Annotated in this window: 19 protein-coding genes; 7 read left to right on the top strand and 12 right to left on the bottom strand. The window is 76.2% G+C overall.

Features of this window, described 5'->3' with window-relative positions:
- Nucleotides 1–44 precede the first annotated feature (44 nt).
- From ACFW01_RS32630 to ACFW01_RS32605, 6 genes are read right to left on the bottom strand one after another with little or no spacing between them, the layout of a single operon-like run.
- A complete protein-coding gene (locus tag ACFW01_RS32630; protein WP_384509690.1) occupies nt 45–1,151 on the bottom strand; it encodes a winged helix DNA-binding domain-containing protein in 1,107 nt (368 codons plus the stop codon).
- A complete protein-coding gene (locus ACFW01_RS32625) occupies nt 1,148–2,065 on the bottom strand; it encodes a YihY/virulence factor BrkB family protein (RefSeq protein WP_384509687.1) in 918 nt (305 codons plus the stop codon). Before ACFW01_RS32625 ends, ACFW01_RS32630 begins: the two co-directional genes overlap by 4 nt.
- Nucleotides 2,062–2,646 (bottom strand): hypothetical protein, encoded by a 585-nt coding sequence (locus ACFW01_RS32620; protein ID WP_384509684.1) that lies wholly within the window; start codon nt 2,644–2,646, stop codon nt 2,062–2,064. Before ACFW01_RS32620 ends, ACFW01_RS32625 begins: the two co-directional genes overlap by 4 nt.
- Nucleotides 2,643–3,722 (bottom strand): DUF6286 domain-containing Asp23/Gls24 family envelope stress response protein, encoded by a 1,080-nt coding sequence (locus ACFW01_RS32615; RefSeq protein WP_384509681.1) that lies wholly within the window; start codon nt 3,720–3,722, stop codon nt 2,643–2,645. The genes ACFW01_RS32620 and ACFW01_RS32615 overlap by 4 nt, the downstream gene beginning before the upstream one ends.
- Complete coding sequence (locus ACFW01_RS32610) at nt 3,719–3,904, bottom strand: hypothetical protein (RefSeq protein WP_234960976.1); 186 nt, start codon at nt 3,902–3,904, stop codon at nt 3,719–3,721. Before ACFW01_RS32610 ends, ACFW01_RS32615 begins: the two co-directional genes overlap by 4 nt.
- A 45-nt stretch (nt 3,905–3,949) precedes the next feature.
- Entirely contained in the window at nt 3,950–4,456 is a 507-nt protein-coding gene (locus ACFW01_RS32605) for an Asp23/Gls24 family envelope stress response protein (RefSeq protein WP_161330275.1), read from the bottom strand.
- Nucleotides 4,457–4,648: 192 nt separating this feature from the next.
- Here ACFW01_RS32605 and ACFW01_RS32600 point away from each other — a divergent pair, with 192 nt between their 5' ends.
- The 3 genes from ACFW01_RS32600 to ACFW01_RS32590 are packed head-to-tail and all read left to right on the top strand — an operon-like array spanning nt 4,649 to nt 6,182.
- A complete protein-coding gene (locus ACFW01_RS32600; RefSeq protein WP_234960975.1) occupies nt 4,649–5,191 on the top strand; it encodes an RNA polymerase sigma factor in 543 nt (180 codons plus the stop codon).
- Nucleotides 5,182–5,847 (top strand): Asp23/Gls24 family envelope stress response protein, encoded by a 666-nt coding sequence (locus ACFW01_RS32595; protein WP_234960974.1) that lies wholly within the window; start codon nt 5,182–5,184, stop codon nt 5,845–5,847. The genes ACFW01_RS32600 and ACFW01_RS32595 overlap by 10 nt, the downstream gene beginning before the upstream one ends.
- On the top strand, nt 5,844–6,182 hold the full coding sequence (locus ACFW01_RS32590; RefSeq protein ID WP_384509676.1) for an Asp23/Gls24 family envelope stress response protein: 339 nt from the start codon (nt 5,844–5,846) through the stop codon (nt 6,180–6,182). The genes ACFW01_RS32595 and ACFW01_RS32590 overlap by 4 nt, the downstream gene beginning before the upstream one ends.
- Nucleotides 6,183–6,198: 16 nt before the next feature.
- Here ACFW01_RS32590 and ACFW01_RS32585 read toward each other — a convergent pair whose 3' ends face one another.
- On the bottom strand, nt 6,199–9,993 hold the full coding sequence (locus ACFW01_RS32585) for a WD40 repeat domain-containing protein (RefSeq protein ID WP_234960972.1): 3,795 nt from the start codon (nt 9,991–9,993) through the stop codon (nt 6,199–6,201).
- Between the two features lie 372 nt (nt 9,994–10,365).
- Between ACFW01_RS32585 and ACFW01_RS32580 the strand changes: the two genes are divergently transcribed.
- Both ACFW01_RS32580 and ACFW01_RS32575 read left to right on the top strand, forming a co-directional pair.
- A complete protein-coding gene (locus tag ACFW01_RS32580) occupies nt 10,366–10,755 on the top strand; it encodes a hypothetical protein (protein WP_234960971.1) in 390 nt (129 codons plus the stop codon).
- Nucleotides 10,752–12,233 (top strand): tol-pal system YbgF family protein, encoded by a 1,482-nt coding sequence (locus ACFW01_RS32575; RefSeq protein WP_234960970.1) that lies wholly within the window; start codon nt 10,752–10,754, stop codon nt 12,231–12,233. The genes ACFW01_RS32580 and ACFW01_RS32575 overlap by 4 nt, the downstream gene beginning before the upstream one ends.
- On the opposite strand, the gene ACFW01_RS32570 is transcribed toward ACFW01_RS32575, so the two are convergent.
- From ACFW01_RS32570 to ACFW01_RS32560, 3 genes are read right to left on the bottom strand one after another with little or no spacing between them, the layout of a single operon-like run.
- Nucleotides 12,165–13,418, bottom strand: coding sequence for a glycosyltransferase (locus ACFW01_RS32570; protein WP_234960969.1), 1,254 nt, complete (start codon nt 13,416–13,418; stop codon nt 12,165–12,167). The genes ACFW01_RS32575 and ACFW01_RS32570 overlap by 69 nt on opposite strands.
- Entirely contained in the window at nt 13,415–13,657 is a 243-nt protein-coding gene (locus tag ACFW01_RS32565) for a hypothetical protein (RefSeq protein ID WP_234960968.1), read from the bottom strand. Before ACFW01_RS32565 ends, ACFW01_RS32570 begins: the two co-directional genes overlap by 4 nt.
- Entirely contained in the window at nt 13,654–14,688 is a 1,035-nt protein-coding gene (locus ACFW01_RS32560; protein ID WP_234960967.1) for a glycosyltransferase, read from the bottom strand. Before ACFW01_RS32560 ends, ACFW01_RS32565 begins: the two co-directional genes overlap by 4 nt.
- A gap of 306 nt (nt 14,689–14,994) precedes the next feature.
- Between ACFW01_RS32560 and ACFW01_RS32555 the strand changes: the two genes are divergently transcribed.
- Together ACFW01_RS32555 and ACFW01_RS32550 are read left to right on the top strand one after the other, a co-directional pair.
- Nucleotides 14,995–15,435 (top strand): SRPBCC family protein, encoded by a 441-nt coding sequence (locus tag ACFW01_RS32555; RefSeq protein ID WP_122618773.1) that lies wholly within the window; start codon nt 14,995–14,997, stop codon nt 15,433–15,435.
- 85 nt (nt 15,436–15,520) lie between these two features.
- Entirely contained in the window at nt 15,521–16,384 is an 864-nt protein-coding gene (locus ACFW01_RS32550; RefSeq protein WP_384509669.1) for an endonuclease/exonuclease/phosphatase family protein, read from the top strand.
- 169 nt (nt 16,385–16,553) lie between these two features.
- Here ACFW01_RS32550 and ACFW01_RS32545 read toward each other — a convergent pair whose 3' ends face one another.
- Nucleotides 16,554–17,705, bottom strand: coding sequence for an XdhC/CoxI family protein (locus tag ACFW01_RS32545; protein ID WP_234960965.1), 1,152 nt, complete (start codon nt 17,703–17,705; stop codon nt 16,554–16,556).
- 52 nt (nt 17,706–17,757) lie between these two features.
- Nucleotides 17,758–19,215 carry an NCS2 family permease gene (locus ACFW01_RS32540; RefSeq protein WP_234960964.1) on the bottom strand — a complete coding sequence of 486 codons (1,458 nt, stop codon included), beginning with the start codon at nt 19,213–19,215 and terminating at the stop codon, nt 17,758–17,760.
- Between the last annotated feature and the right edge of the window lie 59 nt (nt 19,216–19,274).

Here is a 19,274-nt window from a genome sequence, read left to right as displayed (position 1 = left end):
TGCGAGCCTCCACGAGCGGCCCGCAGCGCCCCCTCTCCAGTGCGTCAGCCGCGTACCGTCCCGAAGCGGACGCCGTACGCGGCTTCCGGCCGCATGACGGCCAGCATCCGCTCCCCCTCGGCCACGACCTCGGCCCGGCGTTCCCCGGGCAGGCGGTCGAAGGGTTCGACGACCAGGGCGTCGTCCGCCGGCTTCCACAGTCCGGCCACGAAGCCGTCGACGAGGAGGACGCGGTGGGCCTGGTTCCCCGTCCAGGTACGGCCCTTGTGGGCGGGCGGGACGACGCGGGTGCGGTCGGCGTGGGAGAGCAGCAGGTTGTCGAACTCGGGCAGGAAGCGCGGCGGGGCCGGGGTGTCCGGGTCGGGGCGCGGCGCGTCCGGGAGGTCGAAGAGTTCGGTGCCGTCCGGGGCGCGGAAGGTGACCAGCCGGGGGCGGAGCCGTTCGAAGGCGTCCCGCAGCCGGGTCAGGCCCGCCCACGTCTGCATGTCCTTCACGGAGGCGGGTCCGAAGGCGCCCAGGTAGCGCAGGACCGTGTCGTCCGGTGCGGGCGCGGGCCGGGCGGGGCGGCCCAGCCAGTGCTCGGCGGTGGTGAGCGTGACCTGGCCGCTCCTGCCCCAGAGTCCGCGCGGGGTGACCTGGACGAGGGGGAGGCGGCAGCGGGCGGCGACGGCCAGGGACCGCGGGTCGGCGTCGGGCCACTCGGCGAGCAGGGCCTCGCGCAACTGGGCCATGGTGCGCGGCTCGGCCTCGACCAGGTCGCGGGCGTGGTCGGCGAGCCGGTCCAGGTCGACGCCCGCCAGGCCCTTGCGGAAGGCGTGCAGCTCCCGGTCCCGGGCGGCCTGCACCAGGGGGCGCAGGGTGAGGCAGTCGTCGGCGGTGTGGGTGTGGATGGTCGAGCGCAGGGTGACGAGGCGGGCGACCCGTCGGCCGGCCATCGCCTCCGACAGGTCCTCGGGCGTGAAGCCGTCGAGGCGGGCGGCGAGCGCGTAGTACGGGGGCGTGACGTTCTGGGCCTGGAGTCCGACGAGATGCTCGACGGCGTCCTCGGCGGACAGGGCCGCGCGGCGCAGCAGCAACTGCCGGGCGAGGGTGGCGCGGTTGAGGGCGCGGATGCCGAGGACGGGGGCGCTCGTGCCTGCCTTGGTCGTCATGGCTGCACGGTAGCGGGGCTCGCGGACGGGTTCTGTCCGCGACGGACCCGGCTCAGCTCCACGACGAAACGGGCACCGGCCAGCAGGGACAGGTTCGAGACCCACAGCCACACCAGGAAGACCACGACCCCGGCCAGGGAGCCGTACAGGCGGCCGTAGGTGCCGATGCCGGAGGCGTAGAGGGAGAAGGCCGCGGAGGAGGCCATCCAGAGCAGCGCCGCCAGGGCGCCGCCGGGCACCGCCTCCCGGCTGCGGCGGGCCGGGGCGGGGCCGGTCCGGAAGAGCACGAGGACCAGCAGCGCGACCAGGCACAGCAGCAGCGGCCAGCGGAGCAGGGACCAGGCGGCGGTCGCCGTCGTGCCGATGCCGGCCAGCCGGCCCAGCGCCCGGGCCAGGGGTCCGGTCAGCAGCAGGACAAGGGCGCCGGCGACGAGCAGTCCGAGCAGGCCGAGCGCGGTGAGGACGATGCGGTGCAGCCGGTGCCACAGGGGGCGCCGGTCGGGCAGGCCGTGCATCTCGTGCAGGGCGCGCCGGAAGACCGCGAGGTAGCTGGAGGCGGACCAGAGCGCGCCCACGCAGCCGCCCACCGCCACGGTCAGCGCGGCGGAGCGCTCCCCCGCCATCTCCCGCAGGGTGCGCTGCAGTTCGGCACCGGACTGGGCGGGCGCCCAGGACGTCACATCGTCGATCAGACGGTCCGTCAGGTCGGGTGCGACCAGGCCGATGACGGAGGCGGTGACGACGAGGGCGGGCACCAGGGCGAGAACGGCGTAGTAGGTGAGGGCCGCCGCCCAGTCCGAGTCGTTGTCGTCCCACATCGCGCGCGGCACGCGGCGCAGCGCGCCGGTCCAGGGCACGGCGCGCTTCCGGAGCCGGGTCAGCCTGTTCTCCAGGTAGGTCGCCGTCGTGGTCATCGGGTGCGCCGCTCGCGACGGGACCGTACGCCCATGCGGACGTGGGTGTGCAGCGGGTGCGGCGCCAGGGAGGCGCGGGCCTCGTCGAGCGGGCCGTGGGTGAGCTGTTCGAGGACGCGGCCGGGGGCGGTGCCGGGTTCGAGCAGCAGCCGTACGCGGGCCCGTGAGCGTTTCCGGCCGGCGGGCAGCCGTACGCGGGCGCGGGCGACGCCCGGGGTGGCCTCGGCGCGGTGGGCGACCGCGTCGGCCAGCGCGCGGGAGCGCAGGGTGAGGGGCGGGCCGGCCAGCGGCAGCCGCCGGTCACCGTCCCGGCGCGGCTGGGCGAGGAGCCAGGTGAGGAACAGCAGCAGCGCGGCGGCCGTACCGGCGACGACCACGGGGGTCCACCAGTCCTCACCGCGCAGCCCGGCGAGACCGGCCCGGTCCAGCAGCACGGCGCCGTCCTCGGGCCGGGGCCACCATCCGGGCAGCCGGTCGGCGACCGCGCCGCCGCTGAGCCCGAGCCATCCGCCGCCGGTCAGCAGGGCCGCCCCGGTCAGCGCGAGCAGCGTCCGGTTGACGGCGTTGCGCGAGGGGTTCACGAATCGGTCTCCTTCGGGGGCGGCGGCTTCGGGGAGCGTCCCGGGTCGACGGGGTCGGCGACGGGAGCGGGCCGTTCGTCGCCGGCTCGCGGCCGGGGCGGGGCGCCGTCACCGGGCCGCGACTCGGGCCCCTCCCCCGCCGGAGAGCCGGGCTGTGCCGGCGGTGTCGCCTCGGGCTTGCGCCAGTGGGGCTCCGGGCGCAGGGTGACGCGGGGTTTGAGGGGGCGGGTCAGGCCCAGGCCGTCGAGGGCCGTGGCGGTGGCGTCGCGAACAGCGGTGTGGGTGGCGGTGCGGTCGCCGAAGCCGAGGCGGGCGCGGACGCGGACACGCCGTCTTCCGCAGCGCACGCGGACGTCCGTCACCCCGGGTACGGCGGTGACGGCGTCCCGGAGGAGTTCGGCCACCGCCGGCCGTTCCAGTACCGCCCGCTGCGGGCCGCTGGCGGGCACCGGGGCCATCGGGAGCACCCCGCGCAGGCCCGGGGTGAGCGCCAGCCACAGCAGCCAGACGCCCAGGACGGCCGCGACGGCGCCGCCCGCGACGACCGGGGTGTCCCCCGGGCCGTGCGTGGCGAGCCAGTCGACGGCATCGGTGCGCCAGGCGGCCGGGCCGCGGTCGGCGGCGTGCACGGCCAGGACGTCGTACAGCAGGAGCGCGCACACTCCGGTCCCGACGAGGGCCGCCAGCGCGGCCGGGACCCGGCGCGCCGACCAGGGCCGCCGGGCCCGGCGCGAGGGACCGGCACCGTCGGCCGGGGGCGGCGGCGGGGCCGTCCGGTCCGCGGCCAGCGACTGGACGCGGACCGTCGCCGCACGCACCGTCAGGCCGCTCAGCTCGGCGACCCGGTCGGCCATCCGGCTCCGGACCCGCTCCCCCGTCTCGCCGAGCGCCGCCGGATACGGCAGCCGTACGTCCACGCGGACGTCGGCGTGGCGCCCGTGGACGGCCGCCGTGCCGTGCGTCACCCGGGCGCGCCGCCCGCCGAGGTCGGCCTCGGTGGCGGCGCGTTCGGCGATGCGGCGCACGGCCCGGTCGGCGACGACGGTCCTGCCGCGTTCGGCCGGTGCCGCCGTCACCTGATCCTCCGGTCCCGGGGGGCCAGGAACTCACGCCAGTCGGTGCCGTCGTCGATCAGGCGCCCCACCACGGCGCCGACCGCGCCCAGCGCGGCCACCAGCAGGAACGCCCCGAACCCGCCGAAATACCCGGCGAAGGCCAGCGCCATGCCCACCAGCATGCCGATCACCGCTCTGCTCATCACTCACCTCCGCCTCGCACCTGCTCATGCTCCGGAAACCGCTCCTCACTCCACGCGCGCCTCCACCGGCCGCTCCGGGTCCTCGTCGTCGGGCAGGTGGACGTCGTTGACCGTGATGTTGACCTCGACGACCTCCAGGCCGGAGATGCGCTCGACGGCGTCGATCACGTTCTCCCGTACGTCCCGGGCGAGGTCCGCGATCGGGACGCCGTACTCCACGACCAGGTCCAGGTCGATCGCGGTCTGCCGCTCGCCGACCTCGACCTTCACGCCGCGGCCCACGTTGGGCCGGCCGCCGGGCACCCGGTCGCGGACCGCGCCGATGGTGCGGGACAGGCCGCCGCCCATGTCGTACACGCCGGGGATCTCGCGCGCCGCCATGCCCGCGATCTTGACGACCACGACGTCGGCGATGGACGTACGGCCCCGCGTGCCGGCCGGTTCGGTGGCGCCGGTGGAGCCGCCGCTCACGGTGGTCGCGCCGCCCTGCGCGCCGATGCCCGTGCCGCCGCTCTTCTTCTCGGTCGTGGCCGTCTGCGGTGTCGTCGTCATGGTGTCCTCCGTCAACGGTGGTCGTTTGGTGTTGCTGGACGTTGGACACCGGTCGCGATGCGGCGTTACGCGGGTCCGGGAGATTTCTTCCTCCCGCGGCTTCACCTCTTCGCGTAACGCCGGGAGCGGGCGGCGTGTCCAACCGGGGAACCCGCCCACGGGAACCGTGGGGAACGACGGAAGGGAGCGCACGTGCCGGGCGACGACGGACTGCTCGCGGTACGGGCCGCCGAGGGCGACGAGGACGCCTTCGAGGCGCTCGTGCGCCGGCACGCGCCGGGGCTGCTGCGGCTGGCGGCGAGCGTGCTGGGCAGTCCCTCCGAGGCGGAGGACGCGGTACAGGACGCGTTCGTCAGCGCGTGGCGCAGGCTCCCGGAGTTCCGGGGGCAGTCGGCCTTCGGCACCTGGATGCACCGCATCGTCGTCAACCGGTGCCTGAACATGCTGCGTTCCAGACGCCCCGTCACGGACCTCGACAGCGTGCCCGAGCCGCAGGCGCCGGACCACGCGGTCTCCCCCGCACGGGCCGCCGAGTCGCACGCCGCCGCGGTGGCGCTGGGCAGGTCACTGTCCGAGCTCTCCCCCGAGCAGCGGGTCTGCTGGGTGCTCAGAGAGCTGGAGGGCCAGTCGTACGAGACGATCGCGGAGACGGTCGGGATCAGCCCCGAGGCTGCCCGCGGCCGGGTGTTCCGCGCACGACGCTGCCTGACGGAGGCGATGACCGCATGGCGATGAACACCGGCGCCGAGCTGCCCGGGCCCGGCACCGGGCCCGGCGGTGCCCACGGGTCCGGCGACGACGAACGGCTGGAATGCGGGCGGCTGCTGTCCGCGGTGTGGGAGTCCTGGGAGGACGCCGCGGACGACCCGCACCTGCGGGACTGCCCGCACTGCTCGGCCGCCGTCCGGCAACTGGACCTGCTCGGGGCCGCGGTGCGCGAGGCGGGGAGCGGGCGTGAGCCGCAGTGGGACGCCGGGGCGCTGACCGAGCGGGTCATGGACGTCGTCCGGCTGGAGCTGCGGCCCGGCCCGCCGCTGCCTCTCGGGGAGCGCGCGGAGGACCTGTGGGTGCGGGAGGCGATGGCGGCCAAGGCGCTGCGGGCCGCCGCCGAGACCGTGCCGGGCGTACGCGCGGGCTCCTGCCGGATCCGGCCCGCCGAGTCCGGCACCGGGCCCTCGCGCGGGCCGGTCCGGGTACGGCTGGAGGTCGTCGTACCGCTCACGGCGCACCTGCGCGGCCTGGCGGAGGAGATCCGGCGGCGGGTGCACGGGGCGGCCGACGACTCCCTGGGACTGCCGGTGGACCACGTGGACGTGCACATCACCGACGTGACCGAGCCGGCCGGCGCGGAGCCGGGACCGGCCGGCAGGGAAGAAGGGACCCGACCGTGACCGCTGCCGCCACCGGCCGTGACGCACTCGCCGCAGCCGTCGCGCGGGTGACCGCCGAGGTGCCGGGCGTCGCCTTCCTGCGCCCGGGACTCGCGGACCTGGTCCGCGGCTCCGCCCGCACCGGACCGCCGCGCGCGGCCGGGCGGGCGCCCGCGGGCGTGCGGGTGACCCGGGCCTCCGGGGCGGGGCCGTGGGAGGTCGACGTCCAGATCGTCGTCCGCCGCGGCCACCGTGCCCTGACCGTCGCCCGCGCGGTGCGCGACGCGGTGACCGCCGCGCTCGCGGAGAAGGCGCCCGGCGCTCAGGTGACGGTGACCGTGACCAACGCGCTGTGAGCCGCTCTCCGCCCGGCTACCGGCAGGTGGGCCGGTAGGCGAGTTGCGGCAGCAGTTCGTGCCAGCGGGCGGGGGTGAGGTCGCCGCCGGTGCGGGCGCAGACGTGCCGGACGGCCCGGTCCGTGTCCAGGGTCCAGATCCTGGCCGTCAGGTCGTTGCCCGCGGAGGCCAGGGTGTCGCCGCCGGGCGCGAACGCGACCGAGGTGACCGTGTCCAGGTGGCCGGTCAGGGGGCCGCCGAACGCCTCGGCGCGGGCGGGGTCGGCCACGTTCCACAGGCGTACGGCGTGGTCCTCGCCGCCGCTGGCGAGGGTGCGCCCGTCGGGGGCGAAGGACACGGAGGTGACGCCGCCGCGGTGCCCGGTCAGCTCCTCGCCCAGGGGCCGGACCCGGCCGGGGTCCGTGACGTCCCACAGCCGTACGGTGCGGTCCCGGCCGCCGGTGGCGAGGACGTGCTCCTTGGGGGCGAAGGCCACGGAGTTGACCCAGTCGCCGTGGGCGGTCAGGGGTTCGCCCAGCGGCCGGGCCCGGCCGCGGTCGCGGACATCCCACAGCCGGGCCGTCTTGTCCTGGCTGCCGGTGGCGAGGGTGTGCCCGTCCGGGGAGAAGGCGACGGAGCCGACCCAGTCGGTGTGGGCGGACAGCGGCGCCCCGACAGGACGTACGTCGTCGCGGTCGCGGACGTCCCACAGCCGGGCCCGCTCGTCCGCGCCGCCGGTCGCGAGGGTCCGGCCGTCCGGGGAGAAGGCGACGGTGAGGGCGCCGCCCGGGTGTGCGTCGGGGAGGGTGGCGGCGGGGGCGGGACGGGCCGGGTCGGAGACGTCCCACAGCCGTACGGTGCCGTCCTCGTCGCCGGAGGCGACCGTGCGGCCGTCCGGGGAGAAGGCGACGGTGAGGACGGCTGCCTCGTGGCCGGTGAGGGCTCGCGGCAGCCTGCGCGGGTGTTCCGGCCGGCCGACGTCCCAGAGCCGGACCAGGGCGTCGTCGGTGCTGGCGGCGGCGAACAGCCGGTCGCCGGGGGCGTAGGCGACGGCGGTGAGCGGGTTGGTGAAGTCGGTGAGGACGTTCTCCGGCAGGTGCCACAGGCGGACGCCCCGGTCGGCACCGGTGGTGGCGAGGGTGCGGCCGTCCGGCGCGAACGCCAGGTCCCAGAGGCCCTCGGTGTGGCCGGTCAGCGGTTCGCCGATCTGCTGCGGGTAGGCGGGGTTGGCGACGTTCCAGAGGATCACGGTGTCGTCCTGCGCGGCGCTGGCCAGGGTGTGTCCGTCCGGGCCGAAGGCCACGGACCACACGGCGGCGGAGTGCCCGGTGAGCGGTTCGCCCAAGGGGCGCGGGGCGTCGCCGCCGGAGACGTCCCACAGCCGCACCGTGTCGTCGTAGCCGGCGGTGGCCAGGGTGTCGCCGTCCGGGGAGTACGCGAGGGACCAGACCGCCTCGTCGTGCGCGCGCCGCCGCTCGCCGAGCGGGGCGGGCCCGTCGGCGACGTCGGCCCGCCAGAGCCGTACGGTCCCGGTGTGTCCGGCGGTGGCGAGGGTGCGGCCGTCCGGCGCGAAGGCGACGTCCCGGACGCTGCGGGTGTCGGCGCGGGCCGGCTCGCCGAGCGGCGTGGGCCGGGCCGGGTCCCGGACGTCCCACAGGCGGAGGGTGCCGTCGTCGCCCGCGGTGGCGAGGGTGCGGCCGTCGGCGGCGAAGGCCACGGAGGTGACGGACTTCTCCGCGTGGCTCACCAGGGGCCGGCCCAGCGGCCGGGGCCGCGCGCGGTCGCGTACGTCCCACAGGCGGATGCCGCCGCCCTGGCCGGCCGCGACGAGCAGCGTGCCGTCGGGCGAGTAGGCCAGCGCGCCGACGTCGCCGCCGGTGATGCGCAGCGGCTCGCCGAGCGGTGCGCGCGGGTCGGCTCCCGAGGTGTCCCACAGCCGTATGGTGCCGTCGTGGCCGCCGCTCGCGAGGGTCCGCCCGTCGGGGGCGAAGACCACGGCGCTGCCGATGTCCCGGTGTCCGGGCAGCCGGGTGGACAGCACCCGGCCCGCGTCCGTGGTGAGCGCCGTCCTGAGTTCGGGGGTGGTGCGCATGCCGAGCGCGGCGACGTCGAGCCGGGCGGACAGGGGGGTGCTGGTGGGGCGCAGCCGGTCGGCCTCGGCGGTGATCCGGCCGAAGACGGCGTCGTCCCGCTCCGCCTGTGCGGTCTCCCGCAGCCTGAGGGCGACGACGGCGGTGGCGGAGGCGACCAGCACCAGCAGGGCGAGGGCGGCCGACAGCCCGCGCCGGAGCCACAGCGCGCGCCGCCGCCGGCCGGTCGACGCGGCGAGGAACTCGCGTTCCGTCGGCGTGAGTTCGGCGCGGTGGCCGGGTGGGAAGGCGTCGTGGGCGGCGGCCAGGCGGGAGCCCGCGTAGAGCGCGGCGTTCTCCCGGCCGAGGCCGGTCCAGGTGCGGGCGGCCTCGGAGAGGGCGCGGTGGACGCGCAGCCGGTCGCGTTCGGCGTCGATCCAGCCGCGCAGCCTCGGCCAGGCGGTGATCAGGGCTTCGTGGGCGAGTTCGACGGTGCCGTCGTCGAGGGTGAGCAGCCGGGCGCGGACCAGCCGGTCCAGGACGGCGCGGGTGCCGTCGGGGTCGCCGAGGTCGAGTTCGGCGTGTTCGGCGGGCCGCCGGGTGTCGGGGGTGCCGTCGCCGGGCGCGACGAGCCGCAGCAGGACGCGGCGGGCCAGTTCGGCTTGGGGCGGGGTGAGTTCGCCGTACACCTCCTCGGCGGTGCGCACGACGGCGCCGCGCAGGCCACCGGCCCTCTCGTAGGCGGTCTCGGTGAGGGTCCGGCCGGTGCGGTGCCGCCAGGTCTCCAGCAGCGCGTGCGACATCAGCGGCAGTCCGCCCGGGGCGTCCTCGACCTCGTCGAGCAGCCGTGCCGTCAGGGCGCGTTCGACGACCAGCCCCTCGGCTGCGGCCGGCCGGACCACGGCCTCCCGCAGCTCCTCGCGGCTCATCGGACCGGCGAGCAGGGTCGCGTCCTGCAACGCCGCCGTGAGGGCGGGGTGTTCGGCGCAGCGTCCCAGGAAGTCGGCGCGTACGGCGATCACCACACGCAGGGAGCCGCCCGGCGCGGCGGCGGCGAGCAGCCGGTCGACGAAGGCGTTGCGTTCGGCGGGGTCGGCGCAGAGGGTGTACAGCTCCTCGAACTGGTCGACGATGAGCCAGGTGTCCGCGCCCGGGGCCGCGCCGGGAGCGGGGTCCAGGCGGTCCGCGTGGGTGCGCAGCGGATCGGCGCCGGGGGTGAGGACGCGGACGGCCGCGGGGGCGCAGGGCGCGTCCGGACCGGTCTCCGGGGTGCGCAGGCGCGGGATGAGCCCGGCCCGCAGCAGGGAGGACTTGCCGCTGCCGGAGGGCCCGAAGACGGCGGTGAAGCGGTGCCGGCGGGTCAGCGCGGTCAGCCGGTCCACGAGCCGGTCGCGGCCGAAGAACAGCGCCGCGTCGTCCGGTTCGTAGCGTGTCAGGCCCCGGTAGGGCGGGCGGGATTCCTCATCGGCGGCGGCGAGGGCGGCGGCCTCCGCGCTCGCCGCCCGCCAGCGCCGCTCCCACTCCTCGGGGTCGCCGCCGCAGACGTCGACGTAGGCGAGGGTCACGGCGAGCGTGGGGAGCTGCCGTCCGGCCGCGGCCTGGGACAGGGCGGTCACCGAGAACGGCACCTTGTCCGCCATCGTCCGGTACGTCGGCCGCCCCACCGACTCGCGCAGGGCGCGGAGTTCCGCGGCGAACCGCTGCACCGGTCCGGCTCCCGGGTCGAGCCGTCGCTCCCGGCGTCCCACTCCGCGTCCGCTCACGTATCCCCGCCCCGCCGTAGCTCTCGGTCCCCGTCCGGGCGCCCACGGTAGGCACGCGCGGGAGGGGCGGCAAGCACGGGGGCGGGCATCTGCCGTTGGCGCACGCGGAGTTCACGGTCTCTTCACTCCGGTTCCGCACGGTCGGGTGCCGCCCGGCCCGCCGTGCGCCGGTTCCGCATTGTTCAGGTCGGCGGCCGGGCTGCTGAACAACACCGCCGCGGGGTGGACTCGGTACTCGGGGGAGTTGCGGGGTGGCGCGCGGGCCGTACCGCTCACGGCCGCGCCACCCCGCAGGCACCCCGCGTACGCCGTGAGTCATCGGCGTACGCCGGGCTCAGGGACGGACGGATGAGGGATGAGGGAAGTGATCCGATGACCGCCGAGACGACCCGTAGGCCGCGAAGCGTGACGGCGGCGGTGGTGCTGGTGATGCTCGGAACCCTGGTCACGACGACGGCGGCGACCGGTCCGGGGGAGGCCTCGGTTCTGGCTCTCCTGCTCATGGCGGTCTCCTTCTGGTTCGCGGTCCGGGCCGGCCGGGGAAAGCGCACCGCCCGGACCGCGGTGACCTGTCTGACGGCGGTGGTCTTCGTGCTCGGGGCGACGTTCGCGTTCGAGGACGCGCTGTACGGCGGCTTCACGCTGCTGCTGGGCGCGTTCCTCGCGGTCCCGGGTCTCGTCCTGCTGTACCGGCCGGCCGCCGAGGAGTACGTCCGGGCCCGCGAGAGGCACCTCCGCACCGGCGAGGAGCTGGACGCGTGACCCGGCCGCCGTACGAGAATCCGGAGCACCCCGAGGGCGAGCCCCCGGGGCCGGACCAGCCCGGGTACTGGGACCCGGGCTGGGAACCCCGGCCTCCCGCGGGGCCCCGGCCGCCGCGTGAGCCCGATCCGCTCGCCGTCGCCGTCGGCAACGCCTCGCTGCTCGGGGCGGGTTATCTCATGCTGGGGCGCCGGTGGCTGTTCTGGGCGTGCGCGGTGGTCACGGTCGCGCTGCTGCGGCTGACGTACTCCACGGCCGAGACGTGGTGCGAGGTACTCCTGCTGCTGTGGTGGGCGGCGATGGTCGCGCACGGCCTGTGGCTGGCGCGGCGGCATCCCGCGGCGGGCCCCCGGGCCGGTCAGCGGGTGCTCGCCCTCGGCCTCGCCCTGCCGGTGCTGGCGGCCGCCGGGTGGGTGCGGTACGACACCCACGGCATCGAGGACGCCGTGGCGGCGGCCCACGCGCGGGGGTACTGCGGGGAGGCAGTGGACGCCCAGGAGGGGGTGGGGTTCCGCCACCGGCTCGCCGCGGCGCCGGTGGCCGCCCGGGGTGACGGTGTGGTCGCCACGTGCGAGCGCCTGGACACGGCCGCCGGCTATCTGAGCACCGGGCTGACCGGCGACCTGGACGCGCTGGAGACCGGCTTCGGACGGCTCCGCGCGGTCCTCGGCGAGCCCGGCAACGAGCGGGTGGCCGGGGCGACGCTGACGGACTTCCTCAAGGGGCTGCCGACCGAGGACGGCTGTCGGACCATGGACATCGCGGACTGGCTGCGGGAGCGGGAGTCCGGGCCGAAGGCCCTCGACGGCCCCTCCTCGGCCACCGCGGCCCGGATAGCGCCGGGGGCGCTCCGGGAGTGCGGTGACGCCCTCCTGGCCGACGGGCAGTGGGTGAACGCGCGGGACATGTACCAGCGGCTGCTCGACGAGCATCCCGGCGACGACCGCGCCGACGACGCGCGCGGCGGCATCAGGAAGGCGGGCCTGGCGATCCAGCTGAGCGAGGTCAGGTCGCTGGTGACGGAAACGAAGAGCATGAGCACCGGATACTGCCGGAAACCGGCGAAGTACGCCGGGGCCCCCGAGTACCGCAAGGGAAAGAGCCGGGCCCTGTTCGTCGGCCATACCGAGGCCACCGAGTACACGGACCAGCTGCCCGAGGCCTGGAAGGCCGGCGACGCGGCCGACGCCGCGCTGGTGGTGTGCGCGGACGAGACGGAGGCGGGGGACGTCGTCGAGACGTGCCAGTACCGGGACCACAACGGCCGCATCGGCAGTGTCAGGTTCAACAAGCTGGCGGTCCGGGTGAAGGCGTACGCGCTGCGGACCGGGAAGCTCGTGACCGACCGCAAGGTGCAGATGGGCGGCGAGAGCTGTCCGGGCCTCCTCAGGTACTTCGACAGTCTGCCGTCACGGATGGCCGTCACGCCCTCCGGCGCCGATGTGCGCGAGGCCTTCGAGCCGGTCGTCGGGCGCTGACATGCCGGTCGCCGGGGGCGGTTCGGGCAGGGCCAGGCGGTAGACCTGTTCCACCGAGTCGGCGACCCGGGCCCAGGTGTGATGCCGCAGGACCCGTTCGCGGCCGTTCCTGCCGTACTGCCGGCGCAGCCGTTCCTCGGCGAGGAGTGCGCGGACGGCGTCCGCGAGGGCGCCGGGGTCCTCGGGCGCGACCAGGCGGCCGGTGCTGCCGTCCGCCACGCAGTCGCGGTGGGCGCCGACGTCGGTGGCGAGGACGGGCACCGCGCACGCCATCGCCTCCAGCGGGACGAAGCCGAACGCTTCGTGGACGGGGGTGCACACCACCAGGTCGGCGCTGCGGAGCAGGGCGGGCATGTCGTCCGGGGGGACCGCGCCGAGCAGCCGGACCCGGTCGGCGACACCGGTGCGGCGGGCCAGCGCGGTCAGGCGCCGGGCCTCCGGGTCGGCCGCCACGGCACCGGCCGACGGGCCGCCCGCGACGAGGAGTTCGGCGTCGGGGATCTCGGCGAGGGCGCGGACGGCCTGGTCGTAGCCCTTGCCGGGCATCAGCCGTCCGCAGGCGAGCAGCCGGTGCCGTTGGCGGCGTTCGGGGGTGCGGCCGGTGTCGGCGGCGGGGTGGAAGTGCTCGGCGTCCACTCCGCAGGGCACCACCGACACCCGGCGGGCGGGTATGCCCAGGGTGCCGAGGGCGTCGGCCTCGTCGGTGCTGACGGCCAGGGCGCGTCGGCAGGTACGGCCGAGCAGCCGTTCGGCGCCGACGCGTTCGGGCGGGCCGCCGGTGCCGGTGCCGAGGGTGTGGAAGGTCTGCACAAGGGGGATGCCGTGCGGCCCTGCGCCGGTCCGCGCGGCCAGGCCGGACAGCCAGAAGTGGGCGTGCACCACGTCGGGCCCCTCCCGCGCCCAGGCCCGGGCCAGGTGTGCGCCGAAGCCGCCCATGTGCGGCAGGAGCCCGTCCACGGGCAGCGCCCGAGGCGGGCCGGCCGGCACGTGCTCGACGACCACGCCGCCGGGCAGCGCGACCCGGGCGGGCAGGTCGTCGGCGTCGCGGCGGGTGTGCACCGTGACGTCGTGGCCGCGCGCCGCCAGCTCCTCGGCGAGGCGGGCCACGTAGACGTTCAGCCCGCCGGCGTCACCGCCGGGTTCGCTGAGGGGGCTCGCGTGCCCGGACACCATGGCGATCCTCATGGGGTCACCTCCTTGGGGGCCGTTCCCCGGCCGTAGCCGTCCGGCGGTTCGGGGCGGCTGTTGCGGGAAGCGGCCGGGGGGCCGGTGAGGGAGCGGTTGCCGACGCGGGTTCGCGTACCGGCGAGGGTGACGTCGCGAGCGCCGGCGGGGACGGAGGCCGGGCCGGCGCGGAACTCGACGCCCGGCCGCGCGGGGGCGCCGGAGCGGGGCCCGGACCCGGCGGCCGCGGGCGGGCTCATGCGGGCGTCTCCCGCCAGGCGGGGGCGTTGCGGTGGCGCCACAGGCCGCTGAGCCGGTGCCAGGTCGCGACGGGCGGGATGAGCGCGCTGGTGACCAGCACGGTCGTGACCTCGTGCCGGGTGCGCGGGCCGGGCGCGATGCGGGCCCAGGCGAACTCGGCGGTGCCGGCCGCCCAGCCGAGCCCGGTGACGGCCGCGGCGCGGGGCCGCCCGGCGACGGTGAGGGCCAGGGTCGCGGCGCCCGCGGCGGTGATCGCCGCGTGGCGCCGGATCCGGCCCCGGGGCGCCACCGCCTTGGCCCACCAGTCGGGGCCGTGCAGGCGTCGCATGAGGGCGTCGTCGGCGTTGGCCCGCTGCTGCCCCAGGGACACCCAGCGGGCGGCGGGCGGCACGGGGTGCCGGGTGGTGCGGCGGCCCCGCCGGATGCGCCACCCGGCGTCGAGGACGCGCAGCGCGAGGTCGGCGTCCTCCCGGAAGGCGCGGGTGAAGCGTTCGTCGAAGCCGCCGACCTGCCGGAGCACGAGGGTGCGGTACGCCATGTCGGCGTTGGTCCAGCGGGCCCGGGCGAGCCCCGCGGTGTCGCGCTCCCAGTCGGTGGGGCGGCGCTCGCCGGGCAGCGGGACGGCGATCACGCCCTGCACGGCACCGGTGTCGGGGGCCGCCTCGGCGAGGTCCTGGATCAGGTCCCCGCACCAGTGCGGGCCGACCTGGACGTCGTCGTCGAGGAACGCGGTCCAGGGCGCGGTGACCGCGCGGAGCCCGGTGTTGCGGGCGGCGGCGGGGCCGCGTCCGCCGCTGCGCAGGACCACCGTGCGCTCGCGCAGGTCGCCGAGGACGGTCAGCGGGTGCTCCAGCGCGCCGGGGTCGGCGCGGGGGCCGGGCCGGTCGTCGACCAGGACGATCTCGTCGGGTCCTGGACCGGTCGCGGCGGCCAGCGCGGCCAGGCAGTCGGCCAGCGAGTCGCGGACGAGGGTGGGGACGACGACGGCGTAGCCGTTCCCGGGGCCCGCGCCGCCGTGTCCGGCGCTCATGCGGCCGCCCTCCCCCGGCGCGCCGCGGTGCCGGGGCGCCGCGGGGGGTGGCGCGGGTCGTGGGAGGTGGCGTCGGTACCGAGGGTGCGCATGAGGGGTGCTCCGAGCGGCGAGGTGTCGCGGGGGTCCGTCTCGGGTCGCGGGTGCCGCGGCGTGGTCGCCTCAAACACTCGTGGACGCACTCCGTATCCGGACATACGTCCACATGTCACCGAGCGTGAGGGCTGCGGATGGACTGCCGGTGGGGGCGGCACCGTCCGGACCGGCCGTCGGCGCCCCGGGGCCCGCGTTCCCTACGATCGTCGCGTGGTCACCTTCTCGCTGGAACGCACCGCCCCACTCCCCCTCGACGAGGCGTGGCGGCGCCTCACCACCTGGTCCCGCCACGGCGACGCCGTGCCGCTGACCCGGGTCACCGTCGAGACGCCCGGGCCCACGCGCCGGGGCACGGTGATCGTGGCCCGCACCGGCGGCGGTCCGTTCGCCTTCGACGACCGGATGGAGGTCACCGTCTGGCAGCCGCCCGGGGACGACACGCCGGGCCGGTGCCGGCTGGAGAAGCGCGGCCGGCTGGTGCGGGGGTGGGCCGAGATCGAGGTGCGTCCGGGTCCCGGCGGCCGGACCCGGGTGCTGTGGCGCGAGGAACTGGACGTCCGGCTGCTGCCGTCCGCCTTCGACCGCGCGCTCGGCGGGTCGGGGCGCTACGTCTTCGGCCGCGCGGTCAACCACCTGCTGCGGCGCCCGTGAACCGGGGGTGGCGGACGAGGTACGGGCCGGCGACGAGTTCGCGCGGCGCGGCTCACGGCGCCCGATTCCCGCGTACCGTGCCGTCATGTCTGCCAGAGCGCGCACCTTCGTCCAACTGTCCGTCGCCGGAGCCCTGTTGACGCTGGCCGTGGCGGCACCGCCCGCCTCCGCCGGCCAGGGCCACACCGTCCCGCTGCGCATCGCCACCTACAACATCCACGCCGGCACGGGCTCGGACGGCGTCTTCGACCTCGACCGGCAGGCCGCCGCGCTGCGCGCCCTCGACGCGGACGTGATCGGCCTGCAGGAGGTCGACGTGCACTGGGGAGACCGCAGTCACGGGCTCGACGTGGCCGGGGAGTTGGCGCGGCGGCTCGGGATGCGGGTGTCGTTCGCGCCGATCTACAGCCTCGACCCCGTGACGGCGGGCGGTCCCCGGCGCGAGTACGGCGTGGCGGTGCTGTCCCGCTTCCCGATCAGGTCCGAGGCGAACCACGAGATCACGCGTCTGTCCACGCAGGACGAGAATCCGGTGCCGGCTCCCGCGCCCGGGTTCGGCGAGGTGACGCTCAAGGTGCGCGGGGTGCCGGTGCAGGTGTTCGTGACCCACCTCGACTACCGGGCCGACCCGGCCGTGCGGGTCGCGCAGGTCGCCGACACGCGGCGGATCATGGCCCGGGAGCGGGCGGCCCGGCCCGGGGCACGCCAGGTGCTGCTCGGCGACTTCAACGCCGAGCCGGCGGCCCCCGAGCTGGCGCCGCTGTGGCGGGAGCTGCGCGACGCCGGGTCGGGCACCGGCGGCACGTTCCCGGCCGCGGCGCCCGTGAAGCGGATCGACTACGTGACCGTGGGCAAGGGCGTGCGGGTACGCGGCGCCGCCGTACCGGAGGAGGCGGTCGCCTCGGACCACCGGCCGGTGGTGGCGGACGTGTCGCTGACGCGCCGCTGAGCCGTGCCGGGGCGGGTGGCCCGGCACGGGGTGGGCACCCCGGGGGCACGGCGTCCTTGCCGTGCCCGACCCGCAGGGCCCGAGCGGCGCCGCATCCGTGCCGCCCCGGGCCCGCGCGGGCCGAGCGGCACGCGCTGCCCTGGGCCCGCCCCACCTGGGCCGCGGGCTTCTAGGCCACCGACCCGATCCGCCCCGCCGGCGCTGTCGGGCCGTCGTGGTGGATCGGGGTGTGGGCGCCGGTCAGGGAGGCGCCGGTGCCGCCGCGGCGGGTGGCGACGATCTCGGCGGCGATGGAGAGGGCCGTCTCCTCGGGGGTGCGGGCGCCGAGGTCGAGGCCGATGGGCGACCTGAGGCGGGTCAGCTCCAGGTCGCTCACACCGACCTCGCGCAGCCGCGCGTTGCGGTCCAGGTGGGTGCGGCGCGAGCCCATCGCGCCGACGTACGCCACCGGCAGCCGCAGCGCCAGCTTGATCAGCGGGATGTCGAACTTGGCGTCGTGGGTCAGGACGCACAGCACCGTGCGCGCGTCGACCTCCGTGCGCCGCAGGTACTCGTGCGGCCACTCGACGACGATCTCGTCGGCGTCCGGGAAGCGGAGCCGGGTCGCGAAGACGGGGCGGGCGTCGCACACCGTCACGTGGTAGCCGAGGAACTTTCCGGCGCGGACCAGCGCGGAGGCGAAGTCGATCGCGCCGAAGACGATCATGCGGGGGGCGGGCACCGAGGACTCGATCAGCAGCGTGAGCGGCGCCCCGCAGCGCGAGCCCTGCTCACCGATCTCCAGCGTGGAGGTGCGGCCGGCGTCCAGGAAGGCGCCCGTCTCGGCGGCCACCGTCCGGTCGAGTTCGGGGTGGGCGCCGAAACCGCCGGCGCGGGAGCCGTCCGGGTGGACGAGGAGCGCGCGGCCCATCAGCTCCGCCGGACCGCTCACGACCCGCGCCACCGCCGCCGCCTCCCCCCGTGCGGAGGCGGCGAGCGCGGCGGCCAGCACCGGGCGGGCGGGGTCGTCCGCCCGTACCGGTGTCACGAGGATGTCGATGACCCCGCCGCAGGTCAGACCCACGGCGAAGGCGTCCTCGTCGCTGTAGCCGAAGCGCTCCAGGACGGTCTCGCCGTCCTCCAGCGACTGCCGGCACAGCTCGTACACGGCCCCTTCCACGCAGCCACCGGAGACCGAGCCGATCGCCGTGCCGTCGGCGTCCACCGCGAGGGCGGCGCCGGGCTGGCGGGGGGCGCTGCCGCCGACGGCCACCACGGTGGCCACGGCGAAGTCGCGTCCCTGCTCGACCCACCGGTTCAGCTCGTCGGCGATGTCCAGCATCTGTCGGTCCTCCTGAGACAAGGGGTACGTGAAAGGGTTCCCGTCGTGGCGGCTAGTGCACGCCCAGCCAGCTCTCGATCGGGTTGAGGGCGAAGTAGACGACGAAGATCACCGTCAGGGCCCACATGAACGCGCCGATCTCCCGGGCCTTGCCCTGGGCGACCTTGATGGCGACGTAGGAGATCACTCCGGCGGCGACACCCGCCGTGATGGAGTACGTGAACGGCATCAGGACGACGGTCAGGAAGACCGGGATCGCGGTGGCCCGGTCGGCCCAGTCCACGTGCCGGGCGTTCATCATCATCATCGCTCCGATGACGACCAGGGCGGCGGAGGCCACCTCCTGCGGCACGATCGCGGTGATCGGCGTGAAGAAGAGGCAGGCCGCGAAGAACGCGCCGGTGACGACCGAGGCGAGCCCGGTGCGGGCGCCCTCGCCGACGCCGGTCGCGGACTCCACGAAGACGGTCTGGCCGGAGCCGCCCGCCACACCGCCGATGGCGCCGCCGGCGCCGTCGATGAACAGCGCCTTCGACAGGCCCGGCATGCGGCCCTTGTCGTCGGCGAGCTTGGCCTCGGTGCCGACGCCGATGATGGTGGCCATCGCGTCGAAGAACCCGGCCAGCACCAGCGTGAAGACGATCATGCCGACGGTCATCGCGCCGACCTGGCCCCAGCCGCCGAACTCCAGCGTGCCGAAGAGCGAGAAGTCCGGCATGGAGACCGCGCTGCCGTGCAGTTCCGGAGCGCCGTTCGCCCACTGCTTGGGGTCGATGACCCCGGCGGCGTTCAGCACCGCGGCGACGATGGTGCCGGTGACGATGCCGATCAGGATGGCGCCCGGGGTGTTGCGCGCCTGGAGCATGAAGATCAGGAGCAGCGTGCCCGCGAAGAGCAGCACGGGCCAGCCGGCGAGTTCACCGGCGGGGCCGAGGGTGAGCGGGGTCGCCTCGCCGGCGTGCACGAAGCCGCCCTTCACCAGGCCGATGATGGCGATGAAGAGGCCGATGCCCATCGTGATGCCGTGCTTGAGGGCGAGCGGGATCGCGTTCATGATCATCTCGCGCAGCCCGGTGACCACGAGCAGCATGATGACCACGCCGTACATCACGCACATGGCGAAGGCCTGTCCCCAGGTCATCTGGGGGACGACCTGGCCGGCGATGACGCCCGACACCGAGAGTCCGGCGGCCAGGGCCAGCGGCACCTTGCCGATGAAGCCCATGAGGAGCGTGGTGACCGCCGCGGCGAGCGCCGTCGCGGTGATCAGGGCCTTCTGGCTGAGGGTGTCGCCCGCGACGTCCTTGCCGCCGAGGAGGACCGGGTTGAGCAGGACGATGTACGCCATCGCCATGAAGGTGGTGATGCCGCCGCGCACCTCACGCGCGACCGTGGATCCTCTGTGCGATATGTGAAAGTACCGGTCGAGCCAAGACCGGCCGGAGGGGACGCGGGAACCCGCGCCCGCGTCCTCGGCGGTGGTCTTGGGCTCCACTGACTGCTGGGTCATGGGGCCGTCTCCCAAGGTTCAAAGGGGCACCCGCGCGTGCCGCTGGGGCGGCTGCGGGG

It is taken from the genome of Streptomyces sp. NPDC058985, assembly GCF_042740985.1.
Classification (GTDB): domain Bacteria; phylum Actinomycetota; class Actinomycetes; order Streptomycetales; family Streptomycetaceae; genus Streptomyces.
The sequence above is the reverse complement of the archived record's forward strand: the minus strand, read 5'-3'. Positions and strand labels throughout refer to the sequence as shown.

Excerpts from the sequence above, each read along its gene's own strand:
- ACFW01_RS32630 (WP_384509690.1), bottom strand. The coding sequence starts at position 1,151 with ATGACGACCAAGGCAGGCACGAGCGCCCCCGTCCTCGGCATCCGCGCC.
- ACFW01_RS32625 (WP_384509687.1), bottom strand. The coding sequence starts at position 2,065 with ATGACCACGACGGCGACCTACCTGGAGAACAGGCTGACCCGGCTCCGG.
- ACFW01_RS32610 (WP_234960976.1), bottom strand. The coding sequence starts at position 3,904 with ATGAGCAGAGCGGTGATCGGCATGCTGGTGGGCATGGCGCTGGCCTTC.
- ACFW01_RS32605 (WP_161330275.1), bottom strand. The coding sequence starts at position 4,456 with ATGACGACGACACCGCAGACGGCCACGACCGAGAAGAAGAGCGGCGGC.
- ACFW01_RS32595 (WP_234960974.1), top strand. The coding sequence starts at position 5,182 with ATGGCGATGAACACCGGCGCCGAGCTGCCCGGGCCCGGCACCGGGCCC.
- ACFW01_RS32580 (WP_234960971.1), top strand. The coding sequence starts at position 10,366 with ATGACCGCCGAGACGACCCGTAGGCCGCGAAGCGTGACGGCGGCGGTG.
- ACFW01_RS32570 (WP_234960969.1), bottom strand. The coding sequence starts at position 13,418 with ATGAGGATCGCCATGGTGTCCGGGCACGCGAGCCCCCTCAGCGAACCC.
- ACFW01_RS32565 (WP_234960968.1), bottom strand. The coding sequence starts at position 13,657 with ATGAGCCCGCCCGCGGCCGCCGGGTCCGGGCCCCGCTCCGGCGCCCCC.
- ACFW01_RS32560 (WP_234960967.1), bottom strand. The coding sequence starts at position 14,688 with ATGAGCGCCGGACACGGCGGCGCGGGCCCCGGGAACGGCTACGCCGTC.
- ACFW01_RS32550 (WP_384509669.1), top strand. The coding sequence starts at position 15,521 with ATGTCTGCCAGAGCGCGCACCTTCGTCCAACTGTCCGTCGCCGGAGCC.
- ACFW01_RS32545 (WP_234960965.1), bottom strand. The coding sequence starts at position 17,705 with ATGCTGGACATCGCCGACGAGCTGAACCGGTGGGTCGAGCAGGGACGC.
- ACFW01_RS32540 (WP_234960964.1), bottom strand. The coding sequence starts at position 19,215 with ATGACCCAGCAGTCAGTGGAGCCCAAGACCACCGCCGAGGACGCGGGC.